At 60.3% G+C, this 22,000-nt stretch carries 20 protein-coding genes and 1 other RNA gene; 11 read left to right on the top strand and 10 right to left on the bottom strand.

Translation table 11 applies throughout. From position 1 onward, the window contains the following. Positions 1-190 precede the first annotated feature (190 nt). From GM655_RS03190 to GM655_RS03180, 3 genes are all read left to right on the top strand, one after another. Positions 191-1,213, top strand: a complete 1,023-nt coding sequence (locus GM655_RS03190) for an NADP-dependent oxidoreductase (RefSeq protein WP_155433160.1) — start codon at positions 191-193, stop codon at positions 1,211-1,213. A 75-nt stretch (positions 1,214-1,288) separates the two neighbouring features. Then, complete coding sequence (locus GM655_RS03185; RefSeq protein WP_155433159.1) at positions 1,289-2,569, top strand: NADH:flavin oxidoreductase/NADH oxidase family protein; 1,281 nt, start codon at positions 1,289-1,291, stop codon at positions 2,567-2,569. Between the two features lie 99 nt (positions 2,570-2,668). After that, positions 2,669-3,124: a winged helix-turn-helix transcriptional regulator gene (locus GM655_RS03180; protein WP_161033869.1), complete on the top strand. Its 456-nt coding sequence runs from the start codon at positions 2,669-2,671 to the stop codon at positions 3,122-3,124. Between the two features lie 33 nt (positions 3,125-3,157). On the opposite strand, the gene lpdA is transcribed toward GM655_RS03180, so the two are convergent. Genes lpdA through aceE form a run of 3 tightly spaced genes read right to left on the bottom strand, consistent with a single transcriptional unit; the run spans position 3,158 to position 9,313 of the window. After that, the gene (lpdA, locus tag GM655_RS03175) at positions 3,158-4,930 is read right to left on the bottom strand and encodes a dihydrolipoyl dehydrogenase (protein WP_155433157.1); all 1,773 of its coding nucleotides are present in this window, start codon (positions 4,928-4,930) and stop codon (positions 3,158-3,160) included. A 9-nt stretch (positions 4,931-4,939) separates the two neighbouring features. Next, entirely contained in the window at positions 4,940-6,592 is a 1,653-nt protein-coding gene (gene aceF, locus GM655_RS03170; RefSeq protein WP_155433156.1) for a dihydrolipoyllysine-residue acetyltransferase, read from the bottom strand. Between the two features lie 30 nt (positions 6,593-6,622). Next, positions 6,623-9,313, bottom strand: coding sequence for a pyruvate dehydrogenase (acetyl-transferring), homodimeric type (gene aceE, locus GM655_RS03165; RefSeq protein WP_155433155.1), 2,691 nt, complete (start codon positions 9,311-9,313; stop codon positions 6,623-6,625). A 268-nt stretch (positions 9,314-9,581) separates the two neighbouring features. Here aceE and folD point away from each other — a divergent pair, with 268 nt between their 5' ends. From folD to GM655_RS03140, 5 genes are all read left to right on the top strand, one after another. After that, a complete protein-coding gene (gene folD, locus GM655_RS03160) occupies positions 9,582-10,427 on the top strand; it encodes a bifunctional methylenetetrahydrofolate dehydrogenase/methenyltetrahydrofolate cyclohydrolase FolD (RefSeq protein WP_155433154.1) in 846 nt (281 codons plus the stop codon). Positions 10,428-10,456: 29 nt separating this feature from the next. Further along, the gene (locus GM655_RS03155) at positions 10,457-12,529 is read left to right on the top strand and encodes a M3 family metallopeptidase (protein WP_155433153.1); all 2,073 of its coding nucleotides are present in this window, start codon (positions 10,457-10,459) and stop codon (positions 12,527-12,529) included. Between the two features lie 288 nt (positions 12,530-12,817). Further along, the gene (locus tag GM655_RS03150; protein WP_155433152.1) at positions 12,818-13,243 is read left to right on the top strand and encodes a DNA polymerase III subunit chi; all 426 of its coding nucleotides are present in this window, start codon (positions 12,818-12,820) and stop codon (positions 13,241-13,243) included. Beyond that, entirely contained in the window at positions 13,240-13,635 is a 396-nt protein-coding gene (locus GM655_RS03145; protein ID WP_155433151.1) for a DUF2486 family protein, read from the top strand. Before GM655_RS03150 ends, GM655_RS03145 begins: the two co-directional genes overlap by 4 nt. 225 nt (positions 13,636-13,860) lie before the next feature. Continuing rightward, the gene (locus tag GM655_RS03140; protein ID WP_155433150.1) at positions 13,861-15,003 is read left to right on the top strand and encodes a branched-chain amino acid ABC transporter substrate-binding protein; all 1,143 of its coding nucleotides are present in this window, start codon (positions 13,861-13,863) and stop codon (positions 15,001-15,003) included. An 85-nt stretch (positions 15,004-15,088) separates the two neighbouring features. Here GM655_RS03140 and GM655_RS03135 read toward each other — a convergent pair whose 3' ends face one another. Then, on the bottom strand, positions 15,089-15,409 hold the full coding sequence (locus GM655_RS03135; protein WP_155433149.1) for a c-type cytochrome: 321 nt from the start codon (positions 15,407-15,409) through the stop codon (positions 15,089-15,091). Positions 15,410-15,575: 166 nt separating this feature from the next. On the opposite strand from GM655_RS03135, the gene GM655_RS03130 reads away from it, so the two are divergent. Beyond that, positions 15,576-15,800: a TIGR04438 family Trp-rich protein gene (locus GM655_RS03130; RefSeq protein WP_155433148.1), complete on the top strand. Its 225-nt coding sequence runs from the start codon at positions 15,576-15,578 to the stop codon at positions 15,798-15,800. 45 nt (positions 15,801-15,845) lie between these two features. On the opposite strand, the gene ilvD is transcribed toward GM655_RS03130, so the two are convergent. Continuing rightward, complete coding sequence (gene ilvD / locus GM655_RS03125; protein WP_155433147.1) at positions 15,846-17,708, bottom strand: dihydroxy-acid dehydratase; 1,863 nt, start codon at positions 17,706-17,708, stop codon at positions 15,846-15,848. A 196-nt stretch (positions 17,709-17,904) separates the two neighbouring features. Here ilvD and GM655_RS03120 point away from each other — a divergent pair, with 196 nt between their 5' ends. Together GM655_RS03120 and lgt are read left to right on the top strand one after the other, a co-directional pair. Further along, the gene (locus GM655_RS03120) at positions 17,905-18,822 is read left to right on the top strand and encodes a LysR family transcriptional regulator (RefSeq protein ID WP_155433146.1); all 918 of its coding nucleotides are present in this window, start codon (positions 17,905-17,907) and stop codon (positions 18,820-18,822) included. Then, positions 18,816-19,667 (top strand): prolipoprotein diacylglyceryl transferase, encoded by an 852-nt coding sequence (gene lgt, locus GM655_RS03115; RefSeq protein WP_155433145.1) that lies wholly within the window; start codon positions 18,816-18,818, stop codon positions 19,665-19,667. The genes GM655_RS03120 and lgt overlap by 7 nt, the downstream gene beginning before the upstream one ends. Positions 19,668-19,719: 52 nt before the next feature. Here lgt and GM655_RS03110 read toward each other — a convergent pair whose 3' ends face one another. The 5 genes from GM655_RS03110 to GM655_RS03090 form a co-directional block, all read right to left on the bottom strand. Beyond that, positions 19,720-20,547, bottom strand: coding sequence for a sulfite exporter TauE/SafE family protein (locus GM655_RS03110; RefSeq protein WP_155433144.1), 828 nt, complete (start codon positions 20,545-20,547; stop codon positions 19,720-19,722). Next, complete coding sequence (locus tag GM655_RS03105; RefSeq protein ID WP_155433143.1) at positions 20,544-21,011, bottom strand: EVE domain-containing protein; 468 nt, start codon at positions 21,009-21,011, stop codon at positions 20,544-20,546. Before GM655_RS03105 ends, GM655_RS03110 begins: the two co-directional genes overlap by 4 nt. A 62-nt stretch (positions 21,012-21,073) precedes the next feature. Beyond that, positions 21,074-21,254, bottom strand: a non-coding RNA gene (gene ssrS / locus GM655_RS03100) — 6S RNA. Positions 21,255-21,300: 46 nt separating this feature from the next. Beyond that, positions 21,301-21,612 carry a cell division protein ZapA gene (locus GM655_RS03095; protein ID WP_155433142.1) on the bottom strand — a complete coding sequence of 104 codons (312 nt, stop codon included), beginning with the start codon at positions 21,610-21,612 and terminating at the stop codon, positions 21,301-21,303. Beyond that, positions 21,609-21,851, bottom strand: a complete 243-nt coding sequence (locus GM655_RS03090) for a hypothetical protein (protein ID WP_155433141.1) — start codon at positions 21,849-21,851, stop codon at positions 21,609-21,611. Before GM655_RS03090 ends, GM655_RS03095 begins: the two co-directional genes overlap by 4 nt. Positions 21,852-22,000 lie beyond the last annotated feature (149 nt).

Genomic DNA, 22,000 nt, shown 5'->3' with positions numbered 1-22,000 from the left:
CCATACTCTCCCCTCCTCCCCCTCTTTTGCGGCACCCGAGCGCCCTCGCCCAGGCGCACGCATATACCAGACTAAATCACTCAACAATTACAAAAATTAGTTCAATAAAGAGACTAAACATATAAAATAGCTGGAAAATTAGTTCAAATATGAGACTAATTTTAAAATCTCAACCTAAGGAGTAGCAAACATGCGTGCAGCATATCTAAGCGGCTATGGTGATCAGTCAGTGGTGGCCTATGGCAGCCTACCCGAACCGGCAGCGCAGGAACATCAGGTCATGGTGGAAGTCCATGCCGCCAGTATCAATCCGGTGGAACTGGCCATCCGTGCCGGCCATTACCAGCAGCTGATGCCGCTGAACTTCCCCCATATTCCCGGCTTCGATATATCCGGCGTGGTGCTTACCGCTCCAGTCGGTAGCGGCTTCCAGCGCGGCGATGAAGTCTATGCCCGCCTGCCCAGCCACAGCGCCGGCGCCTATGCGGAACGGGTCGCTATCACTCCCGCGCTGCTGGCACGCAAACCTGCCGGCCTTACTCATTACGAGGCCGCCAGCCTGCCTACTGTGGCCTTGACCACGTGGCAGGCCTTGCGGGAACGGGCCCGCTTGCAACCGGGCGAACGTTTGCTGATACAGGCCGGCGCCGGCGGCGTGGGTAGTATCGCCATCCAGCTGGCCAAATATCTGGGCGCACATGTCAGCGCCACCGCCGGCAGCGCCAATCAGGCCTTGCTGCGCCAGCTGGGCGCCGATCAGGCCATCGATTACAGCAGCCAGCGCTTCGAGGATTTCGGTCCCTACGACGTAGTGTACGATGCTGTTTGCGGCGCGCTGACGGAGCGCGGCATCGCCAGCCTGGCGCCCGGCGGCCGCTACGTCGGGCTGGTAGGCCTGTCCGATACCAGCGCCCTGATGTCCATCGGCTTGCCCGAAGCGATCGCCCGCGCGGCCGCAGCGGGGGTGCAGCGCTACGTCGATCAAGCCGCCGCCCGCGATGGCGAATTCCACGGCCTGCTGACCCGTCCCGATGGCGCCCAGCTCGCCGAACTGGCAGCACTGGTAGAAGCTGGCCGTCTTAAGCCCGTACTGGACCGGATCTATCCACTCGACCAGCTGGCGGCGGCCTACAGCGCGCTCGCTGGCGGCCATACCCGCGGCAAAATAGTCATCGATATCAGCGGCCAGTCCGGCCAGGGCCATGCACAATGAAGTGCAACTACGCTACCATGGCACAGCCGTGCACCTATGCGTGCATGCGCCGCAACGATCAGAAGGAAGCCTGAGATGATAGAGCAGCCCTACACCCTCGCCTGCGGTCAGCAACTGGCAAACCGCTTCATCAAAGCTGCCATGACAGAAGGTCTGGCTACGCCCGAAGGATGGCCCGGCAACGCGCATCTGGAGCTTTACCGGCGCTGGGGTGCGGGCGGCAGTGCCGCCCACATCAGCGGCAATATCATGATAGACCGGCGCTATCTGGAACGCGCCGGCAATGTCATCGTGGAGGATGACAGCGGCCTGGATAAGCTGCGCGCATGGGCCGATGTGGTCCATGCGGGCGGCAGCCTGCTGTGGGGGCAGATCAGCCATCCGGGACGCCAGTGCCCGCGCCAGATCTGCGCCCAGCCGCTGTCCGCCTCCGCAGTCCGGCTCGATCTTGCACACAGCTTCGGCCAGCCCCGCGCCGCCAGCAGCGCCGAACTGCACGACATTATCGAACGCTTTGCCAATACGGCAGCCATTCTGCAGCGAGCTGGATTCGACGGCGTGCAGATCCACGCCGCGCATGGCTATCTGCTATCGCAATTCCTTTCCCCGCGCACCAACCAGCGCAGCGATGAATGGGGTGGTTCGCTGGCCAATCGCGCCCGCCTGCTGCTGGCCGTGGTGCGCGCGGTACGCCAGCGCGTAGGTCCGACCATGTGCGTCGCCGTCAAACTTAACTCGGCCGATTTCGTGCAGGGCGGTTTCACCCAGCAGGAATGCCTGCAAGTAGTCGAGTGGCTCAACGACTGTCAGGTGGATGTGCTGGAAGTATCGGGCGGTACCTACGAAAATCTGGTGATGTTCGACGCGCTGCCCGCCGAACAGATTCGCGCCAGCACACGCCAGCGCGTCGCCACCTTCCTCGACTACGCCAGTGCCATCAAGCGCGTGGCGCACATGCCGGTGATGCTGACGGGCGGCTTCCGCACACGTAGCGGCATGGTGCAGGCGCTGCAGGATGGCGCCACCGATTTCATCGGGCTGGCACGGCCTTACTGCCTGCAACCCGATCTGGCCAGCCAGCTGATCGCGGGCCGAATGGAGACTTTGCCGATACCGGAAGGTCGGCTAGTGCTGGGACAGGGCTATTTCGGGCCGAACAGCCGCGCCCACCTGTGGCGCACGCTGAACAATCTGGCGCAGGCGGCGTGGTACTACCACCAGATCGAAGCACTGGCTGCCGGACAGCCGCCCGCACCAGAATATGGCGCGCGCAGCGCCCTGCTGAGCCACGTGCTGAACGACCAGCGCAGAATCCGCCGCTACCAGCAGCATCAGCGCCAGACCGCTCGAGGCTAGCCGACTGCCAGCAAGCGGTGCGCAGCTGCCAGCGGAATGACGACTGGCAGCTGTCATCTATGGTACTGTTCGTATTTTTCACTCGCACGAAAACCGACTATGCAGCGCAAGGTATGGGCTGAAGAGAATTGTCCGATGGCGCGGGCCGTGGATCTGATAGGCGAATGGGGCAGCATACTGATATTGCGTGAAGCCTTCGCCGGCGTACGCCGCTTCGACGACTTCCAGCAGAATCTGCAGATGTCGCGCAATCTGCTCACCACCCGTCTGAAGAAACTGGTGGAAGGCGGCGTATTGATCCGCCAGCCCATCGCCGAAAACGCCAAGCGCCTCGAATATGTGCTCACCCCCATGGGGCTGGATCTGGTCACCACGCTGGTGGCGCTGCGCCAGTGGGGCGACCGTTGGCTGTTTGCCGACTGCCAGCAACCCGCTCGCCTGATCGACCTGCAGGACGGTAGCGTAATTCCGCCCGTGCAGATCCGCGCCGCTTCAGGACGCGTGGTGTCGCCTGCCGACATCGGCATGGAAGAAATAAAAAAAGCCGGGAACTAGTCCCGGCTTCTGTCTGCTTCCTGTTACGCGAGCTTAGCGCTTGCGCGGTGGCGGCAGGTCGGTACAAGTACCTTCGTACACCTCTGCCGCCATACCGATAGACTCGCCCAGCGTTGGGTGCGGGTGGATGGTCTTGCCGATGTCGGTGCCGTCGCAGCCCATTTCGATGGCCAGTGCGATTTCACCGATCATGTCGCCCGCATGGGTACCGACGATGGTGCCGCCGATGATGCGGTGGGTTTCAGCGTCGAACAGTACCTTGGTGAAGCCTTCGGCGCGGCCATTGGCCACAGCGCGGCCGCTAGCTGCCCAGGGGAAGTGGCCCTTTTCGACCTTGATGCCCTTGGCTTTGGCTTCGTCTTCGGTGATGCCGGCCCATGCCACTTCCGGATCGGTGTAGGCCACCGACGGAATCACCTTCACGTCGAAGTGCGACTTCTGGCCCGCTGCAGCTTCCGCTGCCACGTGCGCTTCGTGTACGGCCTTGTGTGCCAGCATAGGCTGGCCCACCAGATCGCCGATGGCGAAGATGTTAGGCACGTTGGTGCGCATCTGGCTGTCGACCGGGATGAAGCCACGGTCGCTCACGATCACGCCAGCCTTGTCGGCTGCCAGCTTCTTGCCGTTCGGGCTACGGCCCACGGCCACCAGCACCAGATCGTAGACTTGCGGAGCAGGCGCAGTAGCACCGGCTTCGGCTGCTTCGAAGGTGACTTTGATCCCTTCCGGCAGCGCTTCAACCGCCACCGTCTTGGTCTTGGTCATGACGTTATCGAAGCGCTTCTCGTTGTACTTCTGCCAGACTTTAACCGCGTCGCGATCAGCGCCCTGCATCAGGCCGTCCATCATTTCGACCACGTCGATGCGGGCACCGAAGGTCGAATACACGGTCGCCATTTCCAGACCGATGATGCCGCCACCAATGACCAGCATGCGCTTCGGAATCTGGCGCAGTTCCAGTGCACCGGTCGAATCGACGATGCGCGGATCTTCCGGCACGAACGGCAGCTTCACGACCGAGGAACCGGCAGCGATGATGGCCTGCTTGAACTGCACGACTTTCTTGCTGCCGTCAGCCGCAGTCACTTCGATGTGGTTAGCACTCAGGAACTGGCCAACACCCTGTACGATCTGGGTCTTGCGGGCCTTGGCCATGCCGGCCAGACCGTTGGTCATGTTGGCGATCACGCCTTCCTTGTACTTGCGTACCTGATCGATGTCGATGCTCGGCTTGGCAAAGGTCACGCCGGTGTTCGACATGTGCGCCGTTTCGTCGATCACGGAAGCCACGTGCAGCAGCGCTTTCGACGGAATGCAGCCGACGTTCAGGCAGACCCCGCCCAGCGTGCTGAAACGCTCGACGATTACGGTGTTCATGCCCAGATCCGCTGCGCGGAAAGCTGCCGAGTAGCCACCGGGGCCGCCACCGAGCACCATCATGTCGCAGTCGATATCGATCTGGCCGCTGTAGCTGCTGCCAGCCGGCGCCACGGTAGGCGCGGCTGGTGCGGCTGCAGGGGCAGCAGCGGCCGGAGCCGGTGCAGCGACAGGAGCCGGAGCGGCGGCGCCAGCGCTGGCTTCGACCAGCAGCAGGGTGACGCCTTCCTTGACCTTGTCACCGACCTTGACCAGCACTTCCTTCACCACACCTGCGTGCGAGGAAGGCACTTCCATACTGGCCTTGTCCGATTCCACCGTGACCAGCGACTGATCCACCTTGATGGTGTCGCCCACTTTGACCATCACTTCGATCACTTCTACATCTGCGAAGTCGCCGATATTCGGCACTTTTACTTCTGTGCTCATAGTCGCTCCTTACAGCAGAATTTTGCGCATGTCGCCGAGCACTTCGCTCAGGTACACGGAGAAGCGGGCGCCCATCGCACCATCGACCACGCGGTGATCGTAGGACAGCGAGGTACCCATCATCAAACGAGGCTGGAAGGCTTTGCCATCCCATACCGGCTTGATGGAAGCTTTCGACAGACCCAGAATCGCCACTTCCGGCGCATTCACGATAGGCGTGAAGTGGGTACCACCGATGCCGCCCAGCGACGAGATGGTGAAGGTAGCGCCCTGCATATCGGTCGGTTTCAGCTTGCCTTCGCGTGCCTGTGCCGACAGCTCCGTCATTTCGCGGGCGATCTGCGAGACCGATTTCTGATCGGCGTTCTTCACCACCGGCACTACCAGACCATTCGGCGTATCGGCCGCGAAGCCGATGTTGTAGTACTTCTTCAGAATCAGGTTCTCGCCCTTCTCGTCCAGCGAGGCATTGAAGGTCGGGAATTTCTTCAGTGCGGCCACAGATGCCTTGATCACGAAGGCCAGCATGGTCAGCTTGGCGGCATCCTTGTTCTTGGCATTGGCGTTATTGGTCTCGACGCGGAACGCTTCCAGATCGGTGATGTCGGCATCGTCGAACTGGGTAACGTGCGGAATCTGTACCCAGTTGCGGTGCAGATTAGGACCGGAGATCTTCTTGATACGCGACAGCGGCAGCAGTTCGGTTTCGCCGAATTTGCTGAAGTCCAGCGACGGCCATGGCAGTACGCTGAAGTTGCCGCCACCGCCTACCGAACCACCGGCAGCAGCGCCGGCAGGTGCGGCCACGGTACCGGCCATCACGCCCTTGACGAAGTTCTGCACGTCCTGCTGGGTGATGCGGCCTTTCGGACCCGAACCCGGCACTTTGCCCAGATCCACGCCCAGTTCGCGGGCAAACTTGCGGATCGAAGGCGATGCGTGTGCCAGTTTGCTGGTATGTACCGAACCTTGCGACGCTGCGGCGGCTGGCGCAGCAGCAGGTGCGCTCGCTGGTGCCGATGCTGCGGCAGGAGCGGCGGCTGGCGCAGCGGCAGCCGGAGCAGCCGCTGGCGCAGCAGCGCCGCCGGTCGCTTCAACCACCAGCACTACGCTGCCCATGCCGACTTTATCGCCGACCTTGACGCGCATTTCTTTCACCACACCGGCGTGCGACGACGGGATTTCCATGCTGGCCTTGTCCGATTCCACGGTCAGCAGCGACTGGTCCACCTTGATGGTATCGCCCACTTTGACCATGACTTCGATGACTTCCACTTCCTTGAAGTCGCCGATGTCCGGCACGGTCACTTCCACCGGGCCGGCTGCTGCCGCAGCGGCAGGTGCAGCCGCCGCAGGGGCTGGTGCAGGCGCAGCAGCGGCAGGTGCCGGTGCCGCAGCGGCGGCCGCAGGAGCAGCAGCCGCGCCATCCGCTTCCACCATCAGCAGCAGCGAACCTTCGGCAACCTTGTCACCAACTTTAACTTTGATTTCCTTCACCACGCCCGCGGCGGACGAAGGAATTTCCATACTGGCTTTATCCGATTCAACGGTGATCAGCGACTGATCGACCTTGATGGTGTCGCCGACTTTAACCATCAGCTCGATGATTTCCACTTCCTTGAAATCACCGATATCCGGGACTTTAACTTCCACAATGCTCATAGCGTTTGCTCCGTATCTTTTATCAGCGGATTATTGGGTCACCGGATTTGGTTTGTTCGGATCCAGACCGTATTTGACTACAGCCTGCTCCACCACTTTGGCGTCGATCTTGCCTTCTTCGGCCAGCGATTTCAGCGCTGCTACGGTGATGTAGTAGCGGTTCACTTCGAAGAATTCACGCAGTTTCACGCGGCTATCCGAGCGGCCGAAACCGTCGGTACCCAGCACGCGGTAGCTGCGGTCTTTCGGCATGTAGGCGCGGATCTGCTCGGCGAACAGACGCATGTAGTCGGTGGTGGCAACGATAGGACCTTCGGTGCCCTGCAGCAGCTGGGTCACGTATGGCACGCGCTGTGGCTTGGTCGGGTTGACCAGATTCCAGCGTTCAGCATCCTGACCTTCGCGCGCTACCAGCGTCAGCGACGGAGCGGACCAGATGTCAGCAGCGATGTTCCAGTCGTTTTTCAGCAGTTCGGCAGCGAAGATGGATTCGCGCAGTATCGTGCCCGAGCCGATCAGCTGTACGCGCTGTTTGGCGGCTTTGTCGCCTTCCTGCAGCAGGTACATACCTTTCAGAATACCCTCTTCCTGACCAGCCTTCAGGCCTGGGTGCGGGTAGTTCTCGTTCATGATGGTGATGTAGTAGAACACGTCTTCCTGTTCCGTCACCATGCGGCGCAGACCATCCTGAATGATCACGGCCACTTCGTGCGAGAAGGTCGGATCGTACGGCAGGCAGTTCGGAATCGCGGCAGCGAACAGATGGCTATGGCCGTCTTCGTGCTGCAGACCTTCGCCGTTCAGCGTGGTACGACCGGCGGTACCGCCCATCATGAAGCCACGGGCGCGCATGTCGCCGGCAGCCCAGGCCAGATCGCCGATACGCTGCATACCGAACATCGAGTAGTAGGTGAAGAACGGAATCATCACGCGGTTGTTGGTCGAGTACGAGGTCGCCGCAGCGATCCACGAGCTCATACCACCGGCTTCGTTAATACCTTCTTGCAGAATCTGGCCGGCCTTGTCTTCGCGGTAGTACATCACCTGATCTTTATCGACTGGCTCGTACAACTGACCTTGCTGGTTGAAGATACCGATCTGACGGAACAGACCTTCCATACCGAAGGTACGCGATTCGTCCACCAGAATCGGTACCACACGCTGACCCAGACTCTGGTCTTTCAGCAGCGCGGTAATGATACGCACGAAGGCCTGGGTGGTCGAAATTTCGCGGCCTTCCGGAGTCGCTTCCAGTACGTTCTGGAACGACGACAGCGGTGGCACCACCAGCGTTTCGTCAGCTTTGACGCGGCGCGCAGGCAGGTAGCCGCCCAGCGCTTTGCGGCGCTCGTGCAGGTATTTGATTTCCGGAGCGTCGTCGGACGGTTTGTAGAACGGAATATCGGCCAGCTGATCGTCTGGAATCGGGATCGAGTAGCGGTCGCGCATTTCGCGCACAGCTTCGTCGCTCAGTTTCTTGGTCTGGTGAGCGGTGTTACGCGCTTCACCGTGTTTGCCCATGCCGAAGCCCTTGATGGTTTTCACCAGCAGCACGGTAGGCTGACCTTTGTGTTCCTGTGCGACCTTGAAGGCAGCATAGATCTTGTGCGGATCGTGACCACCGCGGGTCAGACGCCAGATGTCGTCGTCGGTCATGTTGGCGACCATCTCCAGCAGCTTAGGATGCTTGCCGAAGAAGTGCTTACGCACATAGGCGCCATCTTTGGCTTTGTAATTCTGGTATTCGCCGTCGACGGTTTCCATCATTACTTTTTTCAGGATGCCTTCCTTGTCCTTGGCCAGCAGTGCATCCCAGCCCGGACCCCAGATGACTTTGACCACGTTCCAGCCGGCGCCGCGGAAGTCCGATTCCAGTTCCTGAATGATCTTGCCGTTGCCGCGCACTGGGCCGTCCAGACGCTGCAGGTTGCAGTTGACCACGATGACCAGATTGTCCAGCTTCTCGCGGCCAGCCATTCCGATTGCGCCCATCGATTCCGGCTCGTCCATCTCGCCGTCACCGCAGAAGGCCCAGACTTTACGGTCGGTAGTGTCAGCGATCGAACGGGCGTGCAGATACTTCAGGAAGCGTGCCTGATAGATGGCCATCAAGGGGCCCAGACCCATGGACACGGTAGGGAACTGCCAGAAGTCCGGCATCAGTTTCGGGTGCGGGTAGGACGACAGACCCTTGCCATCGACTTCGCGACGGAAATTGGTCAGTTGTTCTTCGCTCAGGCGGCCTTCGAGGAAGGCGCGGGCGTACACGCCCGGCGACGAGTGGCCCTGAATGTACAGCAGGTCACCACCATGGTTTTCACTAGGCGCTTTCCAGAAGTGGTTGAAGCCTATGCCCAGCATATTGGCCAGCGAGGCGAACGAGGACAGGTGGCCACCGAGGTCGCCGTCCGCGCGGTTAGCCTTGACCACCATGGCCATGGCGTTCCAGCGCATCCACGAGCGCAGTTTTTCTTCATATTCCAGATTGCCCGGGCAGTGGTTTTCCAGATGGGCAGGGATGGTGTTGACGTAGGCAGTATTGGCGGAGAAAGGAATGTCGGAGCCAGCCTGACGGGCCAGATCGATCAGACGTTCCATCAGGTAGTGAGCACGTTCAGGGCCCTCTTGTTCCAGCACTGCGGCCAGTGCGTCCAACCACTCTTTAGTTTCCTGCGCGTCCGGGTCGGTGCTTACCGTAACCTGGTCAAGTTGAGCTGACATGTATGAAGTCTCCTGAGTTAAGGGCCCGATCCGCCTGTGCCGAAAGGGTTTTTACGCTGATTATTTACCAATACTACTAAGCCGTGTGCGGATTCTAACAGCACTTTCCGGCTTTTTCAAATTACGATATGACATTTCGTATTATGAAATTTCCCTATGAAAAACTTGTGCAGCGCAACACCCGAACATGCAGGAAACGCGGCGCAATGGGCGCTGCGGCCTTATAATCACGCTTTCCCTCTCTTTCCCTCTTCACTCTGCCCACATCATGACTGCTCAACTGATCGACGGAATCGCCCTCTCCCAAAAACTGCGCGCTGAAATTGCTGCACGTGCTGCCAAACTGACCGCTGAAGGAAAACAACCCGGCCTGGCCGTGATTCTGGTGGGCGACGATCCGGCCAGTCACGTCTACGTGCGCAACAAGGTCAAAGGCTGCGAAGATGCCGGTTTCTACTCGCTCAAGGAGCAATATCCTGCCGATCTGACCGAAGCTGCGCTGCTCGAACGCATCGCCGCACTGAATGTCGATCCGGCCATCCACGGCATCCTCGTACAGATGCCGCTGCCTAAGCACATCAACCCGCACAAAGTCATCGAAGCCATTTCCACCACCAAGGACGTGGACGGCTACTCGGTGCTGAGCGCCGGCGAACTGATGACGGGTCTGGAAGGCTTCCGCCCATGCACCCCTTACGGTTGCATGAAGCTGATCGAAAGCACGGGCGTTGATCTGCGCGGCAAACACGCCGTGGTGATCGGCCGCAGCAACACCGTCGGCAAACCTATGGCGCTGCTGCTCTTGCAAGCCAATGCCACCGTCACCATCTGCCATAGCGCGACGCCGGATCTGGGCCTGTACACCCGTCAGGCCGATGTGGTGGTCGCAGCAGTCGGCCGTCGCAACACCCTGACGGCAGACATGGTGAAACCGGGCGCCATCGTGATCGACGTCGGCATGAACCGCGATGACGCGGGCAAGCTGTGCGGCGATGTGGATTTTGCCGGTGTGAAAGAAGTCGCTTCGCACATTACGCCGGTACCGGGCGGTGTGGGTCCGATGACCATCACCATGCTGCTGATGAACACGGTTGAAGCGGCCGAACGCGCCTAAAGATTACTCTTCAACGGACTGGATACGAGATGACTGAACAGAATCCCCTGCTGGACTTTTCCGGCCTGCCGCGCTTCGATGCCATCAAGGCCGAGCACGTCACGCCTGCTATCGACACGCTGCTGGCACAGAGCCGTGCCGTGGTGTCGCAACTGGAAGCACCGCAAGCGCAAGTAAGCTGGGACAATTTCGTCGCGCCGCTGGAACAGGCGACGGAACTGCTGGGCCGCGCATGGGGCATCGTCAGTCATCTCAACAATGTGGTGGATACGCCCGAGCTGCGCGCCACCTACAACGAGAACCAGCCCAAAGTTACGGAGTTCTGGACCGCACTGGGCCAGAACGAAGTGTTGTTCGCTAAATATAAGGCGCTGCGGGCCAGCGCCGAATTCGCCACGCTGTCACCAGCGCGTCAGCGCATTATCGACAACGCCGTGCGCGACTTCCGCATGGGCGGCGCCGAACTGCCAGCGGAACAAAAAGAGCGCTACGCTGAAATTCAGGAGCAGCACGCGGCCGTATCCACGCGCTTCTCGGAAAACGTGCTCGACGCCACCAACGATTTCAAACTGCTGGTGGCCGATGAAGCCGATCTGGCCGGCGTACCGGCTGACGTGAAAGCCGCTGCGCGCGCCGCCGCCGAAAAAGAAGGCAAGGCCGGCTACGAATTCTCGCTGCACTTCCCGTCCTACTTCCCGCTGCTGCAGTTTGCCGACAAACGCGAACTGCGCGAAGCCATCTACCGAGCCAATGCCACCAAGGCCTCCGATCAGGCCGAAGGCTTCAGCAAGAAGGACGACTGGGACAACACGGCCAACATCGTCACCCTGCTCAAACTGCGTGACGAAGAAGCCAAGCTGCTCGGTTACCGCAACTTCGCCGAAGTATCGCTGGTGCCTAAGATGGCGCAATCGCCCGAACAGGTCATCAGCTTCCTCGAAGATCTAGCCCAGCGTGCGCGCCCTTACGCCCAGCAGGATCTCGACGAGCTGAAACAGTTCGCGCGCGAAGAACTGGGCCTCGATGAACTCAAGGCCTGGGATATTCCCTACGCATCGGAAAAGCTGCAGGAACGCCGCTACGCCTTCTCGGCACAGGAAGTCAAGCAGTATTTCCCTGAACCGAAAGTGGTCGATGGCCTGTTCCGCCTGATCCAGCGCCTGTTCAACGTTGACATCAAAACCGATAGCGCCCCCGTCTGGCATCCGGACGTGCGCTTCTTCCGCATCGAACGCGCCGGCAAACTGATAGGTCAGTTTTACCTCGATCTGTATGCACGCGCCGGCAAAAGCGGTGGCGCATGGATGGACGATGCCCGTGGCCGCCGTGCCAGCGGCGACAAGGTGCAGACGCCCGTGGCCTACCTCACCTGCAACTTCACCGAGCCTGCCGTAGTCGATGGCGTGGCCCAGCCTTCGCTGTTCACGCATGATGAAGTGATCACCCTGTTCCATGAGTTCGGCCATGGCCTGCACCACATGCTGACCGTCGTCGATGAACTCGGCGTATCGGGTATCGCGGGCGTGGAATGGGATGCAGTAGAACTGCCATCGCAGTTCATGGAAAACTTCTGCTGGGAGTGGGACGTGCTCGAGCACATGACAGCCCACGCGACCACGGGCGAGCCACTGCCGCGCGCGCTGTACGACAAGATGCTGGCGGCGAAGAATTTCCAGTCCGGCCTGCAGACCCTGCGTCAGGTGGAATTCTCGCTGCTCGATATGCATCTGCACTACGACTACGATGCCAACGGCAGCCAGTCGGTGCAGGCAGTCATCGACGGCGTACGCCAGCAGTTCGCGCTGATCATTCCGCCTGCCTTCAACCGCTTCCAGAATTCCTTCGGCCATATCTTTGCCGGTGGCTACGCGGCTGGCTATTACAGCTACAAGTGGGCCGAAGTCCTGTCGGCCGACGTGTATGCCGCCTTCGAAGAAGCGCAGGCCATCAGCCCTGCTGCCACGGCGGAGACGGGCAAGCGCTACCTCGAAGAGATTCTGTCCGTGGGCGGCTCGCGTCCGGCGCTGGAATCGTTCACGGCTTTCCGTGGCCGCGAACCCAGCATCGATGCGCTGCTGCGCCACAGCGGCATGGCGGCCTGACGCCTAACTTTGCTGCGCCGGACGAATCCCATCCGGCGCAATTTGCAACAATAAAAACGGAGCTGTGCTAACGCCGCAACACGGCCTTGACACGCACAAATGGCGGCCAAGTCAAGCGGGTAAAAACAGCGCGCACGGTAGCAAAAGCGATGCCAGCGCCTAAGCGTTTTTTCCCTTACACTGCTCGTTCGCCCTGCGCAAAAGCGCCGCATTTTCCGGCTCAGCACGGGGTCAGCCCCGGCGCCGCAGTACGACAAAACCCTGAACCAACGAATAGATCATCGCACCATGACCCGCATCGACTTTTACACCAATGTGCCGGACAAAATCGCCTATGCCTGCCGGCTGGTGCGCAAAGCCCGTTCGGCCCGGCACAAGGTGGTGCTGATGACCGACGATGCGAGCCAACTGGCGGAACTTGACGCGGCGATGTGGACTTTTTCCGCTACCGACTTCCTGCCCCACGTGGCTGCCAGCGATGTGCTGGCCACGCAGACGCCGGTGCTGCTCACGGACAACGATGCGGCAGAATTACCACACCGCGAATTATTAATTAATCTGTCGCGCCGCACGCCGGCAACGCTGGACCAGTTTGCGCGCGTGATAGAAATCATATCCTCCGACGAGGACGATGCGGCCGCTGGCCGCAAGCGCTACAGCGCCTACAAGCAGCAAGCCTATCCACTCACCCACTTTGTCACAGGAAAATCATGAGCCAAGCACCATCATTTGATGCCAGCATCCCTGTCTTGACGGAAGTAATGAAGGTCGACGCCCTCAACGACGACCTGCTACCGGGCGAAGCCGCCCCACCCCGTCGTGCCGAGCTGGCGGCACAACTGGAAGAAGATGCCATAGAAAACTGGACCGATGCGGAATGGGAAGCCATGGAGCACCGCCTGTCCAGCCGTATCATGCAGCGCCTGCTGTCGCGCGTCGATTTCGTGCTCGAGCAGCGCATCAAGGACAGCATGGCCGAGGTGCTCAACCACGCCCTGCGCGACCTCACCAATGAAGTGCGCGTGGGCTTGCACGACACCATCGAAAAAATCGTTGCCCGCGCGGTGACGCAGGAACTGATCCACTTGCAAGCACGCAAGAAGTAAGCACCGTCATTAGCCATTCACGGCTGCCGGTAGATGCCCGTCATGGTGCATCTACCGCCCCACCTTAGCGCAAACCTGCCACAGCGCAGGGCATGCTCTGCGAAATCCCCACATTGCAGCAATCTTTCCTATCCGGCATGCATATTTTGTTGTACGGTATGGCTCTTGCAGAGAATTCTGCCGCGTCCGCGCACCATGTCGCTATTCAACCATTGGAGAATGTATATGCTGTTCAAGACCAAGTTCATGCCGCTCGCCATCGCTATGGCTTTTGCCTCGGCCACCCAAGCGCAGGAAGTCATCAAGCTCGGTCACGTCGCCCCTGTTTCGGGCCCGTCGGCCCACCTCGGCAAGGACAATGAAAATGGCGCCAAGATGGCGGTAGAAGAACTGAACGCAAAGGGCATCAAGATCGGCGGCAAAGCCGTCAAGTTCACGCTGATGCTGGAAGATGACGGCGGCGACCCGAAACAGGGTACGGCCGTGGCACAGAAACTGGTTGACGCCAAAGTACAGGGCGTGATCGGCCACCTGAATTCCGGCACCTCGATTCCTGCCTCAAAGATCTATCACGATGCGGGCATCCCACAGATTTCGCCAGCCACCACCCAGACCAAATACACCCAGCAAGGCTTCAACTCGGTATTCCGCGTAGTGGCCAATGATGCCAAGCTGGGCGGCACGCTGGGCGCCTATGCCGTCAACAAGCTGGGCATCAAGAAGATCGCCGTGATCGATGACCGCACGGCCTACGGTCAAGGCGTGGCAGACGAGTTCATCAAGGGCGCCAAGAAAGCCGGTGCCGGCGTACAAATCGTCGCCAAGGAATTCACCACCGACAAGGCGACCGACTTCAACGCCATCCTCACCACCATCAAGGCCAAGAATCCCGATCTGGTGTTCTTCGGCGGCATGGACTCGGTAGGCGGCCCGCTGCTGCGCCAGATGAAGGCGCTAGGCATCAAGGCGCGCTACATGGGTGGCGATGGCATGTGCACGGAATCGCTGCCGAAACTGGCCGGCGATGGCGCGGCCAATGAAATGGTGGTGTGTGCTGAAGCGGGCGGCGTAACGCCCGAGCTGCAAAAGAACATGGACGACTTCGTTGCCCGCTACAAGAAGAAATACAACGGCGACGTGCAGCTATACGCCCCGTATGTGTATGACTCGGTCATGACCATGGCAGCCGCCATGCAGCAGGCTAATTCGGCCGAGCCAGCCAAATACCTGCCTGTGCTGCAGAAAATCCAGCACCAGGGCGTGACGGGCATGATCATGTTCGACAGCAAGGGAGACATCAAGGATGGCGCACTGACCCTGTACACCTACAAGGACAACAAAAAGACCAAGATGGAAGTCATCAAATAAGGACGAGCGCGGAGCCGGCTGCGGCTAGCTCCGGACGAAAAAAAACGCGCTCATGAGCGCGTTTTTTTTGCTTCACAGGGAAGGCTTATTTTTGTGCCAGAACCCATTTCACCAGAGTTTTGGCTTCAGCTTCGTTCACCTGTGGGTTAGCTGGCATAGGGATAGCGCCCCAGGTGCCCGAGCCACCCTTCAGTACTTTGGTGATCAGCTTGGCTTCTGCATCTTTCTGGCCAGCGTATTTAGCAGCTACATCTTTGTAAGCTGGGCCTACCAGTTTGGTAGCAACCGCGTGGCAAGCCAGGCAGTTTTTAGCTTTTGCCAGATCAGCGCCAGCATCAGCCATAGCAGCTTGCGAAGCGAAAGCCGACACCAGAACCAGACCAGCCATCATTACGTTACGTTTCATCGTTTTCTCCAGTTGAGTACTAAGCAATTCTATAGGCCATTCTACCGTGTTTTCGCCTGTTGCTATTAACGTCAATGCGAGTTTAGGCGTTGACGCGACACATAAAAACACCTTTGAAATTTCCGTAAAGCAAGTAAAATGGAATTGAGTACTGTAGGAGACCCTCATGCCCCTCATCCTGTTGATTGCCGCCCTGTGCGGACTGCGCTACTTCGAGGTGTGGCACTTTGCCACGCTGTCGTGGTGGTGGATAGGCGGCCTGATGGTTTTCGCCTTTATCTGGTTCGAATTTCTGGAGCCCTTGCTGGGACTGGACAAACGCAAGGCGCATAACGAAGACGAGAAGCGCCGCCGGGCCCGCGTTGCGCAGGAGTTCGGCATAAAAAAATAATCCCGCTCCACAGGGAGCGGGATTCTCGTTCTCAGCGTGACTGAATTAACGCTTGATCTGTGACAGGTCGCGCACGGCGCCGCGATCAGCCGAGGTGGTCAGCGCAGCATAAGCCTGCAGCGCCTGCGACACATAGCGCTCGCGATCGACCGGCTTCCAGGCAGCATCACCACGGGCGTCCATGGCCACACGGCGCGCGGCCAGTTCGGCATCGCTGATGCGCAGGCTGATGGTACGGGCTGGAATATCGATATCGATCATATCGCCCTCTTCCACCAGACCGATGGCGCCACCCTCGGCCGCTTCCGGCGATGCGTGACCGATCACCAGACCCGAAGAGCCACCGGAGAAGCGGCCATCGGTCAGCAGTGCGCAGGCTTTGCCCAGACCTTTGGATTTGATGTAGGAAGTCGGGTACAGCATTTCCTGCATGCCGGGACCACCTTTCGGGCCTTCGTAGCGGATGATGACGACATCGCCTTCGTGCACGGTATCGCCGAGTATGCCTTCAACGGCAGCGTCCTGGCTTTCGAACACGCGTGCCTTGCCGCTGAATTTCAGGATGCTTTCATCCACACCGGCCGTCTTGACGATGCAGCCGTTCACGGCCAGATTGCCATACAGGACGGCCAGACCGCCATCCTGCGAATACGCGTGCGCCTTGTCGCGGATGCAGCCGGTGCTGCGATCTAAATCGAGCGCGTCGTAGCGCTCCGCTTGCGAGAACGCCACCTGGGTCGGCACGCCGCCCGGCGCGGCACGGAACAGCTGCTGCACAGCCGCATCGTCGCTCACTTTGATATCGTTGCGCGCAATCGCTTCGGCCAGCGTCGGCGCGTGGATGGTCGGCAGCGAAGTGTCGAGCAGACCGGCACGTGCCAGTTCGCCCAGAATCGCCACGATGCCGCCCGCGCGGTGCACGTCTTCGATGTGGAATTTATCCGTCATCGGCGCCACCTTGCACAGGCAAGGTACTTTGCGCGAGATGCGGTCGATATCGGCCATGTCGAAGGCCACGCCGGCTTCGTGCGCTGCTGCCAGCAGGTGCAGCACGGTGTTGGTGGAACCGCCCATGGAGACGTCCAGCGCCATGGCGTTTTCGAACGCGGCCTTGGTAGCAATCGAGCGTGGCAGCACGGAGTAATCATCCTGCTCGTAGTGGCGCTTGGCCAGTTCCACGATCAGACGGCCAGCGCGCAGGAACAACTGTTCGCGGTCGGCGTGGGTAGCGACGATGGTGCCGTTACCAGGCAGGGACAGGCCCAGCGCTTCGGTCAGGCAGTTCATCGAGTTCGCCGTGAACATGCCGGAGCAGGAACCACAGGTCGGGCAGGCCGAACGTTCGATTTCCGCTACATCAGCATCGCTCACGGTCTGGTCGCCGGCCTTGATCATGGCATCGACCAGATCGAGCTTGATGACCTTCTTCGAACCGTCCACCACTTTCAGCACCTTGCCCGCTTCCATCGGGCCGCCCGACACGAACACCACCGGAATGTTCAGACGCATGGCGGCCATCAGCATGCCGGGCGTGATCTTGTCGCAGTTGGAGATGCACACCATGGCATCGGCGCAGTGGGCGTTGACCATGTATTCCACCGAATCGGCAATCAGGTCGCGCGATGGCAGCGAGTACAGCATGCCACCGTGGCCCATGGCGATACCGTCATCCACGGCGATGGTGTTGAATTCCTTGGCCACGCCGCCGGCTTTTTCAATCTCGCGCGCGACCAGCTGCCCCAGATCCTTCAGGTGCACGTGGCCCGGCACGAACTGGGTGAAGGAATTGACCACGGCAACGATAGGTTTATCGAAATCGCCATCCTTCATGCCTGTGGCGCGCCACAGGGCGCGGGCGCCGGCCATGTTGCGGCCGTGGGTGGTAGTGCGGGAACGGTATTGCGGCATGATGTCTCTCCGGTAGTGCAACGTATGGTGCTTGGACGATAAGGCCGCTTTAAGCGCCTTAGCGTAAGCTATCTAAGCTAAATAAGCTGTTCTAGCCTGACAGCTTGCCTTGCCCCTGCTCTAGTGTCAAATATATGATTTCTGCACCTGTGAGTCGTATAAAATATCACAGAACATCAACCCTCCAGTTCCCGCCATGACTACCGACCTGCGCAACATCGAACTACGGCCGCTGCGCTACTTCGTCACCGTGGCGGAAGAACTCCACTTCGGCAAGGCGGCGCTGCGCCTGCACATGACCCAGCCGCCGCTGTCGCAGACCATACAGGCGCTCGAACAGCAGCTCGGCGCGCCGCTGTTCGAGCGCAACCGGCGCGGCGTCGCGCTCACCCCGGCGGGACTGGCCCTGCTGCCCGCTGCGCGCCGCCTGCTGGCACAGGTGCAGGAACTGCCGCAACTGGTACAGCGCGCTGCCGCAGGGGAAGTGGGCAGCCTGACACTGGCCTTTGTCTCGTCGGCCGACTACAGCGTGCTGCCACCCTTCCTGCGCGCTTACCGCGCGGCCTATCCGCAGGTACAGCTCACGCTGCAGGAAGCCACCTCCGACCTGCAACTGGACGATCTGCTACAGGGCCGCATCGATGCCGGCCTGCTGATTCCGCCCCTGCCCGACAAGGCGAAACAGGAACTTGATTATCTGCCCGTGCTCAGCGAGCCGCTGGTGCTGGCCCTGCCGGCCGACCTGCCGGGCGTAAAACGCAAGGGCAAGCTGACGCTGGCCAGCCTGCCGCCGCTGCCCCTGATTATCTTCCCGCGCGCCATATCGCCGGCCCTGTACGACGCCATCCTGTCCGTGTTCCGCAGCGCCGGGCTGACACCACAGATCGGCCAGCAGGCCATACAGATGCAGACCATCGTCAGTCTGGTCTCGGCCGGCATGGGCATGGCACTGGTGCCGCAGTCGGTCTCCAACCTGATGCGGCCCGGAGTAGAATACCGGGCGCTGGCGGAAGCCACGCCGCTGGTAGAAACCGGGCTGGCATGGCGGCGCGATAACGCCTCGCCGGTACTGCACGGATTTTTGGATTTACTGAGAAAGAGCACTTTATGCTGATACACCCTATGCCCGATCCCATTGCCCTGCACCTTGGGCCCGTATCGATACACTGGTATGGACTGATGTATGTGCTGGCCTTTGCCCTGTTCGTGGCACTGGGTCGCGTGCGCATCCGCCAGCCCCACATCGCAGCACAGCGCTGGAGCAAGGAAGATCTGGACGACATGCTGTTCTACGGCATGCTGGGGGTGGTGATCGGCGGGCGCCTGGGCGAAGTGCTGTTCTACCATCCGCTCGAATACTTCGCCAACCCGCTGGAAATCTTCAAGGTCTGGCGCGGCGGCATGTCCTTCCACGGCGGCTTCCTCGGCGTGCTGATCGCCATGGCCGTATGGGCGCGCAAGGCCGGCCGCAACCTGCTCGATGTGTACGACTTCATCGCCCCGCTGGTGCCGCTCGGCTATGCCGCTGGCCGCCTCGGTAACTTCATCAATGCCGAACTGCCGGGCCGCGTGGTCAGCGATGCGTCGCTGCCTTGGGCCATGCTGTGGCCGGACAATGCCTACCCGCTGGCGCCGAATCCCGTGTTCCTGCAAGGCCTGCGCCATCCATCGCCGCTGTACCAGATGCTGATCGATGGCCTGCTGGTGTTCGTGATGCTGTGGCTATATGCACGCAAGCAGCGTCCGCGTCTGGCCGTGGGCGCGTTCTACACGCTGTTATATGGCTGCGCGCGGTTTGGCACGGAATACTTCCGCACACCGGACTGGGAAACCACGGTACTGGGCCTGCCCATCACGTCGGGTCAGGTGCTGTCGCTGCCGATGATCGCTGGCGCCATCGCCATGCTGGTCTGGGCCTACACCGTACGCCAGCAAGGCCGTCCGCCGCTGCAGCGCTAGCGCAAGACCGGGCAGGCAGCGCACCGCCGCTTGCCAACTGCTGCGACACAATCTAGTTGAGCGCCTTGTACAGCATGTACGCTGCCAGACAGTAGAGCATCACGGCGAATATTTTCTTCAGCGTCTGTACCGGCAGACGATGCGCCGCGCGCGCACCAAACGGCGCCATGCTCACGCTGGCCAGCGCCATCACGGCCAGTGCCGGCAGATACACAAAGCCCAGCGCATACGGCGGCAGATCAGCTACCTGCCAGCCGTAATAGATATTCGACAGCGTGCCCGATAGCGCGATAGGAAAGCCCAGCGCAGCGCTGGTCGCTACCGCGTTTTGGATGCGCACTCCGCGCCGCATCAGGAAAGGCACGGACAGAAAACCGCCGCCCGCCCCCACCAGCCCCGAAATCACGCCGATCAGCATACCGGTGCCGAACATGGCGCTGCGGCCCGGCAGATGGGCCGCCGCTGCGCCGTTCTGCGGCGCGGACGCAGCGGCCTTCTTGCCGAACAGGATCTGGGTCGCAGAGATAGTCAGAAATACGGCGAACAGCAAGGCCTGCCCTGCCGAACTGAGTTGCTTGGCGATCCAAGGGCCGCACCATGCACCGAGCAATATGCCCGGCGCCAGCAGCGCCGCCACGGACCACAGCACGGCACCATGCTGGTGATGGGCGCGCACCGAGGAGATGGAAGTAAACATGATCACGCCCAGCGAAGTGGCTACGGCCATGTGGATGATGGCGTGCGGCGCAAAGCCCTGCGCCGTAAAGATCATGGTAATGAAAGGCACGAGTATCATGCCGCCGCCTATGCCCAGCATGCCGGCCGCAAAACCGCCGAATGCCCCCATCAGCAACAGCAGCAGGATCAGGCCCGCGCTCATGCAGCGCCTGTCAGCAGTGCCTCGATGTAGCGCCACTGGTCCGGCGTCACGGGCGTGATCGACAGGCGGCTGCCCTTCTGCAGCAGCACCATGTCGGCCAGCTCGGGGATGCTGCGCAGCTCGGCCAGCGGCAACAGCCGCGTCTTGTGCGTGCCCTGCACGTCGATGGAAATCCAGCGCGGCTGTTCGGGCGTGGCTTTAGGGTCGAAATAATGGCTGGCGGGATCGAACTGGCTAGCATCGGGATAGGGCTGGCCGACGATGCGCGCCAGACCAGCAATACCCGGCTGCGCGCAACTCGAGTGGTAGAACAGCACGCCATCGCCGTCGCGCATGGCATCGCGCATGAAATTACGCGCCTGATAGTTGCGCACCCCGAACCACGCCGTGGTGCGGTTGGGCGATGCCATCACATCGTCGATGCTCACTTCATCAGGCTCGGACTTCATCAACCAGTATTGCATTGCTTTGCTCCAGACGAAAAAAAGCGGCTGCGCATTCTCATGCAAGCAACCGCTTCAAGGTATTCGGCCCCGCCTGTGCCGTCTTTGCCGGCATCCCGAACCGAATGGTTCAAGGTGGTCACAGTTAGTTCAATTTCGGGTTCATCGGACTAGCGACGCTCACGCCCATCAAACAAAATTCCGCAACCGGTGCACATAAATGGTTCAAGGACTATATGGCAATCGCGAACACCGCAGGGTAGAACGCAGTTTACTCCTTTGTGCGCCGCAAAGGAAGAAAAAACCGGAATTAAAACAGGGTTTCTTGCGGCGTTAGAGCGCCATCAAGTACCTGATGCATGGCGCTCATCTTGGTCTGCATATCCAGCAGTGACATATCCGACAACGGTCCGGCCGGCGAACGGGCCGACAGGAACTCCGCCGCCACGCCCAGTGCCGCCATCACGGCGATACGGTCATTACCCTTGATCCTGCCGGCATCACGGATGGCCGTCATTTTCTTGTCGAGGAAGGCGGCCGCTTCGCGCAGCGCGCGTTCTTCGCCCTCCTTGCAGACGAGGCGATACGGTGCGCCCATGATGGTCACATCGACAGTACTCATTGTGCTTCCTCACTGACAGGCAGTTCCTCGGGGGCGATCTCCTCCTCGAGTGCAGGAATCTGCTCCAGCAGGGCGGCCACACGCGCGGACGCTTCTCCCAGCTTGCGCTGGTAGCCCATGTTTTCCACCACCAGTGCCGAATTAGCCTGCCGTAGCTGGGCATTTTCGCGGCGCAGAGCGTGGGTCAGTTCGGCCAACTGGTCGATTTTATCGGAGAGTTCTTGGAAATCTGGAATCATCCCATCACTATAGGGAGCGCGCCGTGCGCCGTCAACAGGCACACACACCGCAGCGGCAGATTCAGGGGGCAATGTCACAAATTATTCCCCACGATCAACGTTGATATCTGCGTTGACAGCAAAACAAACTTGATCCGGCCTATAAAAAA

This window comes from Pseudoduganella danionis (genome assembly GCF_009720775.1).
In the GTDB taxonomy this organism is placed as follows: Bacteria; Pseudomonadota; Gammaproteobacteria; order Burkholderiales; family Burkholderiaceae_D; genus Rugamonas; species Rugamonas danionis.
This window is presented reverse-complemented; position numbering and strand designations above follow the sequence as displayed.

Bases quoted from the DNA above. Each gene is read 5' to 3' on its own strand.
- GM655_RS03110 (WP_155433144.1), bottom strand. From the start codon at position 20,547: ATGAGCGCGGGCCTGATCCTGCTGCTGTTGCTGATGGGGGCATTCGGC.
- lpdA (WP_155433157.1), bottom strand. From the start codon at position 4,930: ATGAGCACAGAAGTAAAAGTGCCGAATATCGGCGACTTCGCAGATGTA.
- GM655_RS03150 (WP_155433152.1), top strand. From the start codon at position 12,818: ATGACCCGCATCGACTTTTACACCAATGTGCCGGACAAAATCGCCTAT.
- GM655_RS03090 (WP_155433141.1), bottom strand. From the start codon at position 21,851: ATGATTCCAGATTTCCAAGAACTCTCCGATAAAATCGACCAGTTGGCC.
- aceF (WP_155433156.1), bottom strand. From the start codon at position 6,592: ATGAGCATTGTGGAAGTTAAAGTCCCGGATATCGGTGATTTCAAGGAA.
- GM655_RS03120 (WP_155433146.1), top strand. From the start codon at position 17,905: ATGACTACCGACCTGCGCAACATCGAACTACGGCCGCTGCGCTACTTC.
- lgt (WP_155433145.1), top strand. From the start codon at position 18,816: ATGCTGATACACCCTATGCCCGATCCCATTGCCCTGCACCTTGGGCCC.
- GM655_RS03185 (WP_155433159.1), top strand. From the start codon at position 1,289: ATGATAGAGCAGCCCTACACCCTCGCCTGCGGTCAGCAACTGGCAAAC.
- GM655_RS03095 (WP_155433142.1), bottom strand. From the start codon at position 21,612: ATGAGTACTGTCGATGTGACCATCATGGGCGCACCGTATCGCCTCGTC.
- GM655_RS03105 (WP_155433143.1), bottom strand. From the start codon at position 21,011: ATGCAATACTGGTTGATGAAGTCCGAGCCTGATGAAGTGAGCATCGAC.
- GM655_RS03190 (WP_155433160.1), top strand. From the start codon at position 191: ATGCGTGCAGCATATCTAAGCGGCTATGGTGATCAGTCAGTGGTGGCC.
- aceE (WP_155433155.1), bottom strand. From the start codon at position 9,313: ATGTCAGCTCAACTTGACCAGGTTACGGTAAGCACCGACCCGGACGCG.
- GM655_RS03135 (WP_155433149.1), bottom strand. From the start codon at position 15,409: ATGAAACGTAACGTAATGATGGCTGGTCTGGTTCTGGTGTCGGCTTTC.
- GM655_RS03180 (WP_161033869.1), top strand. From the start codon at position 2,669: ATGCAGCGCAAGGTATGGGCTGAAGAGAATTGTCCGATGGCGCGGGCC.
- ilvD (WP_155433147.1), bottom strand. From the start codon at position 17,708: ATGCCGCAATACCGTTCCCGCACTACCACCCACGGCCGCAACATGGCC.
- GM655_RS03155 (WP_155433153.1), top strand. From the start codon at position 10,457: ATGACTGAACAGAATCCCCTGCTGGACTTTTCCGGCCTGCCGCGCTTC.
- GM655_RS03145 (WP_155433151.1), top strand. From the start codon at position 13,240: ATGAGCCAAGCACCATCATTTGATGCCAGCATCCCTGTCTTGACGGAA.
- folD (WP_155433154.1), top strand. From the start codon at position 9,582: ATGACTGCTCAACTGATCGACGGAATCGCCCTCTCCCAAAAACTGCGC.
- GM655_RS03140 (WP_155433150.1), top strand. From the start codon at position 13,861: ATGCTGTTCAAGACCAAGTTCATGCCGCTCGCCATCGCTATGGCTTTT.
- GM655_RS03130 (WP_155433148.1), top strand. From the start codon at position 15,576: ATGCCCCTCATCCTGTTGATTGCCGCCCTGTGCGGACTGCGCTACTTC.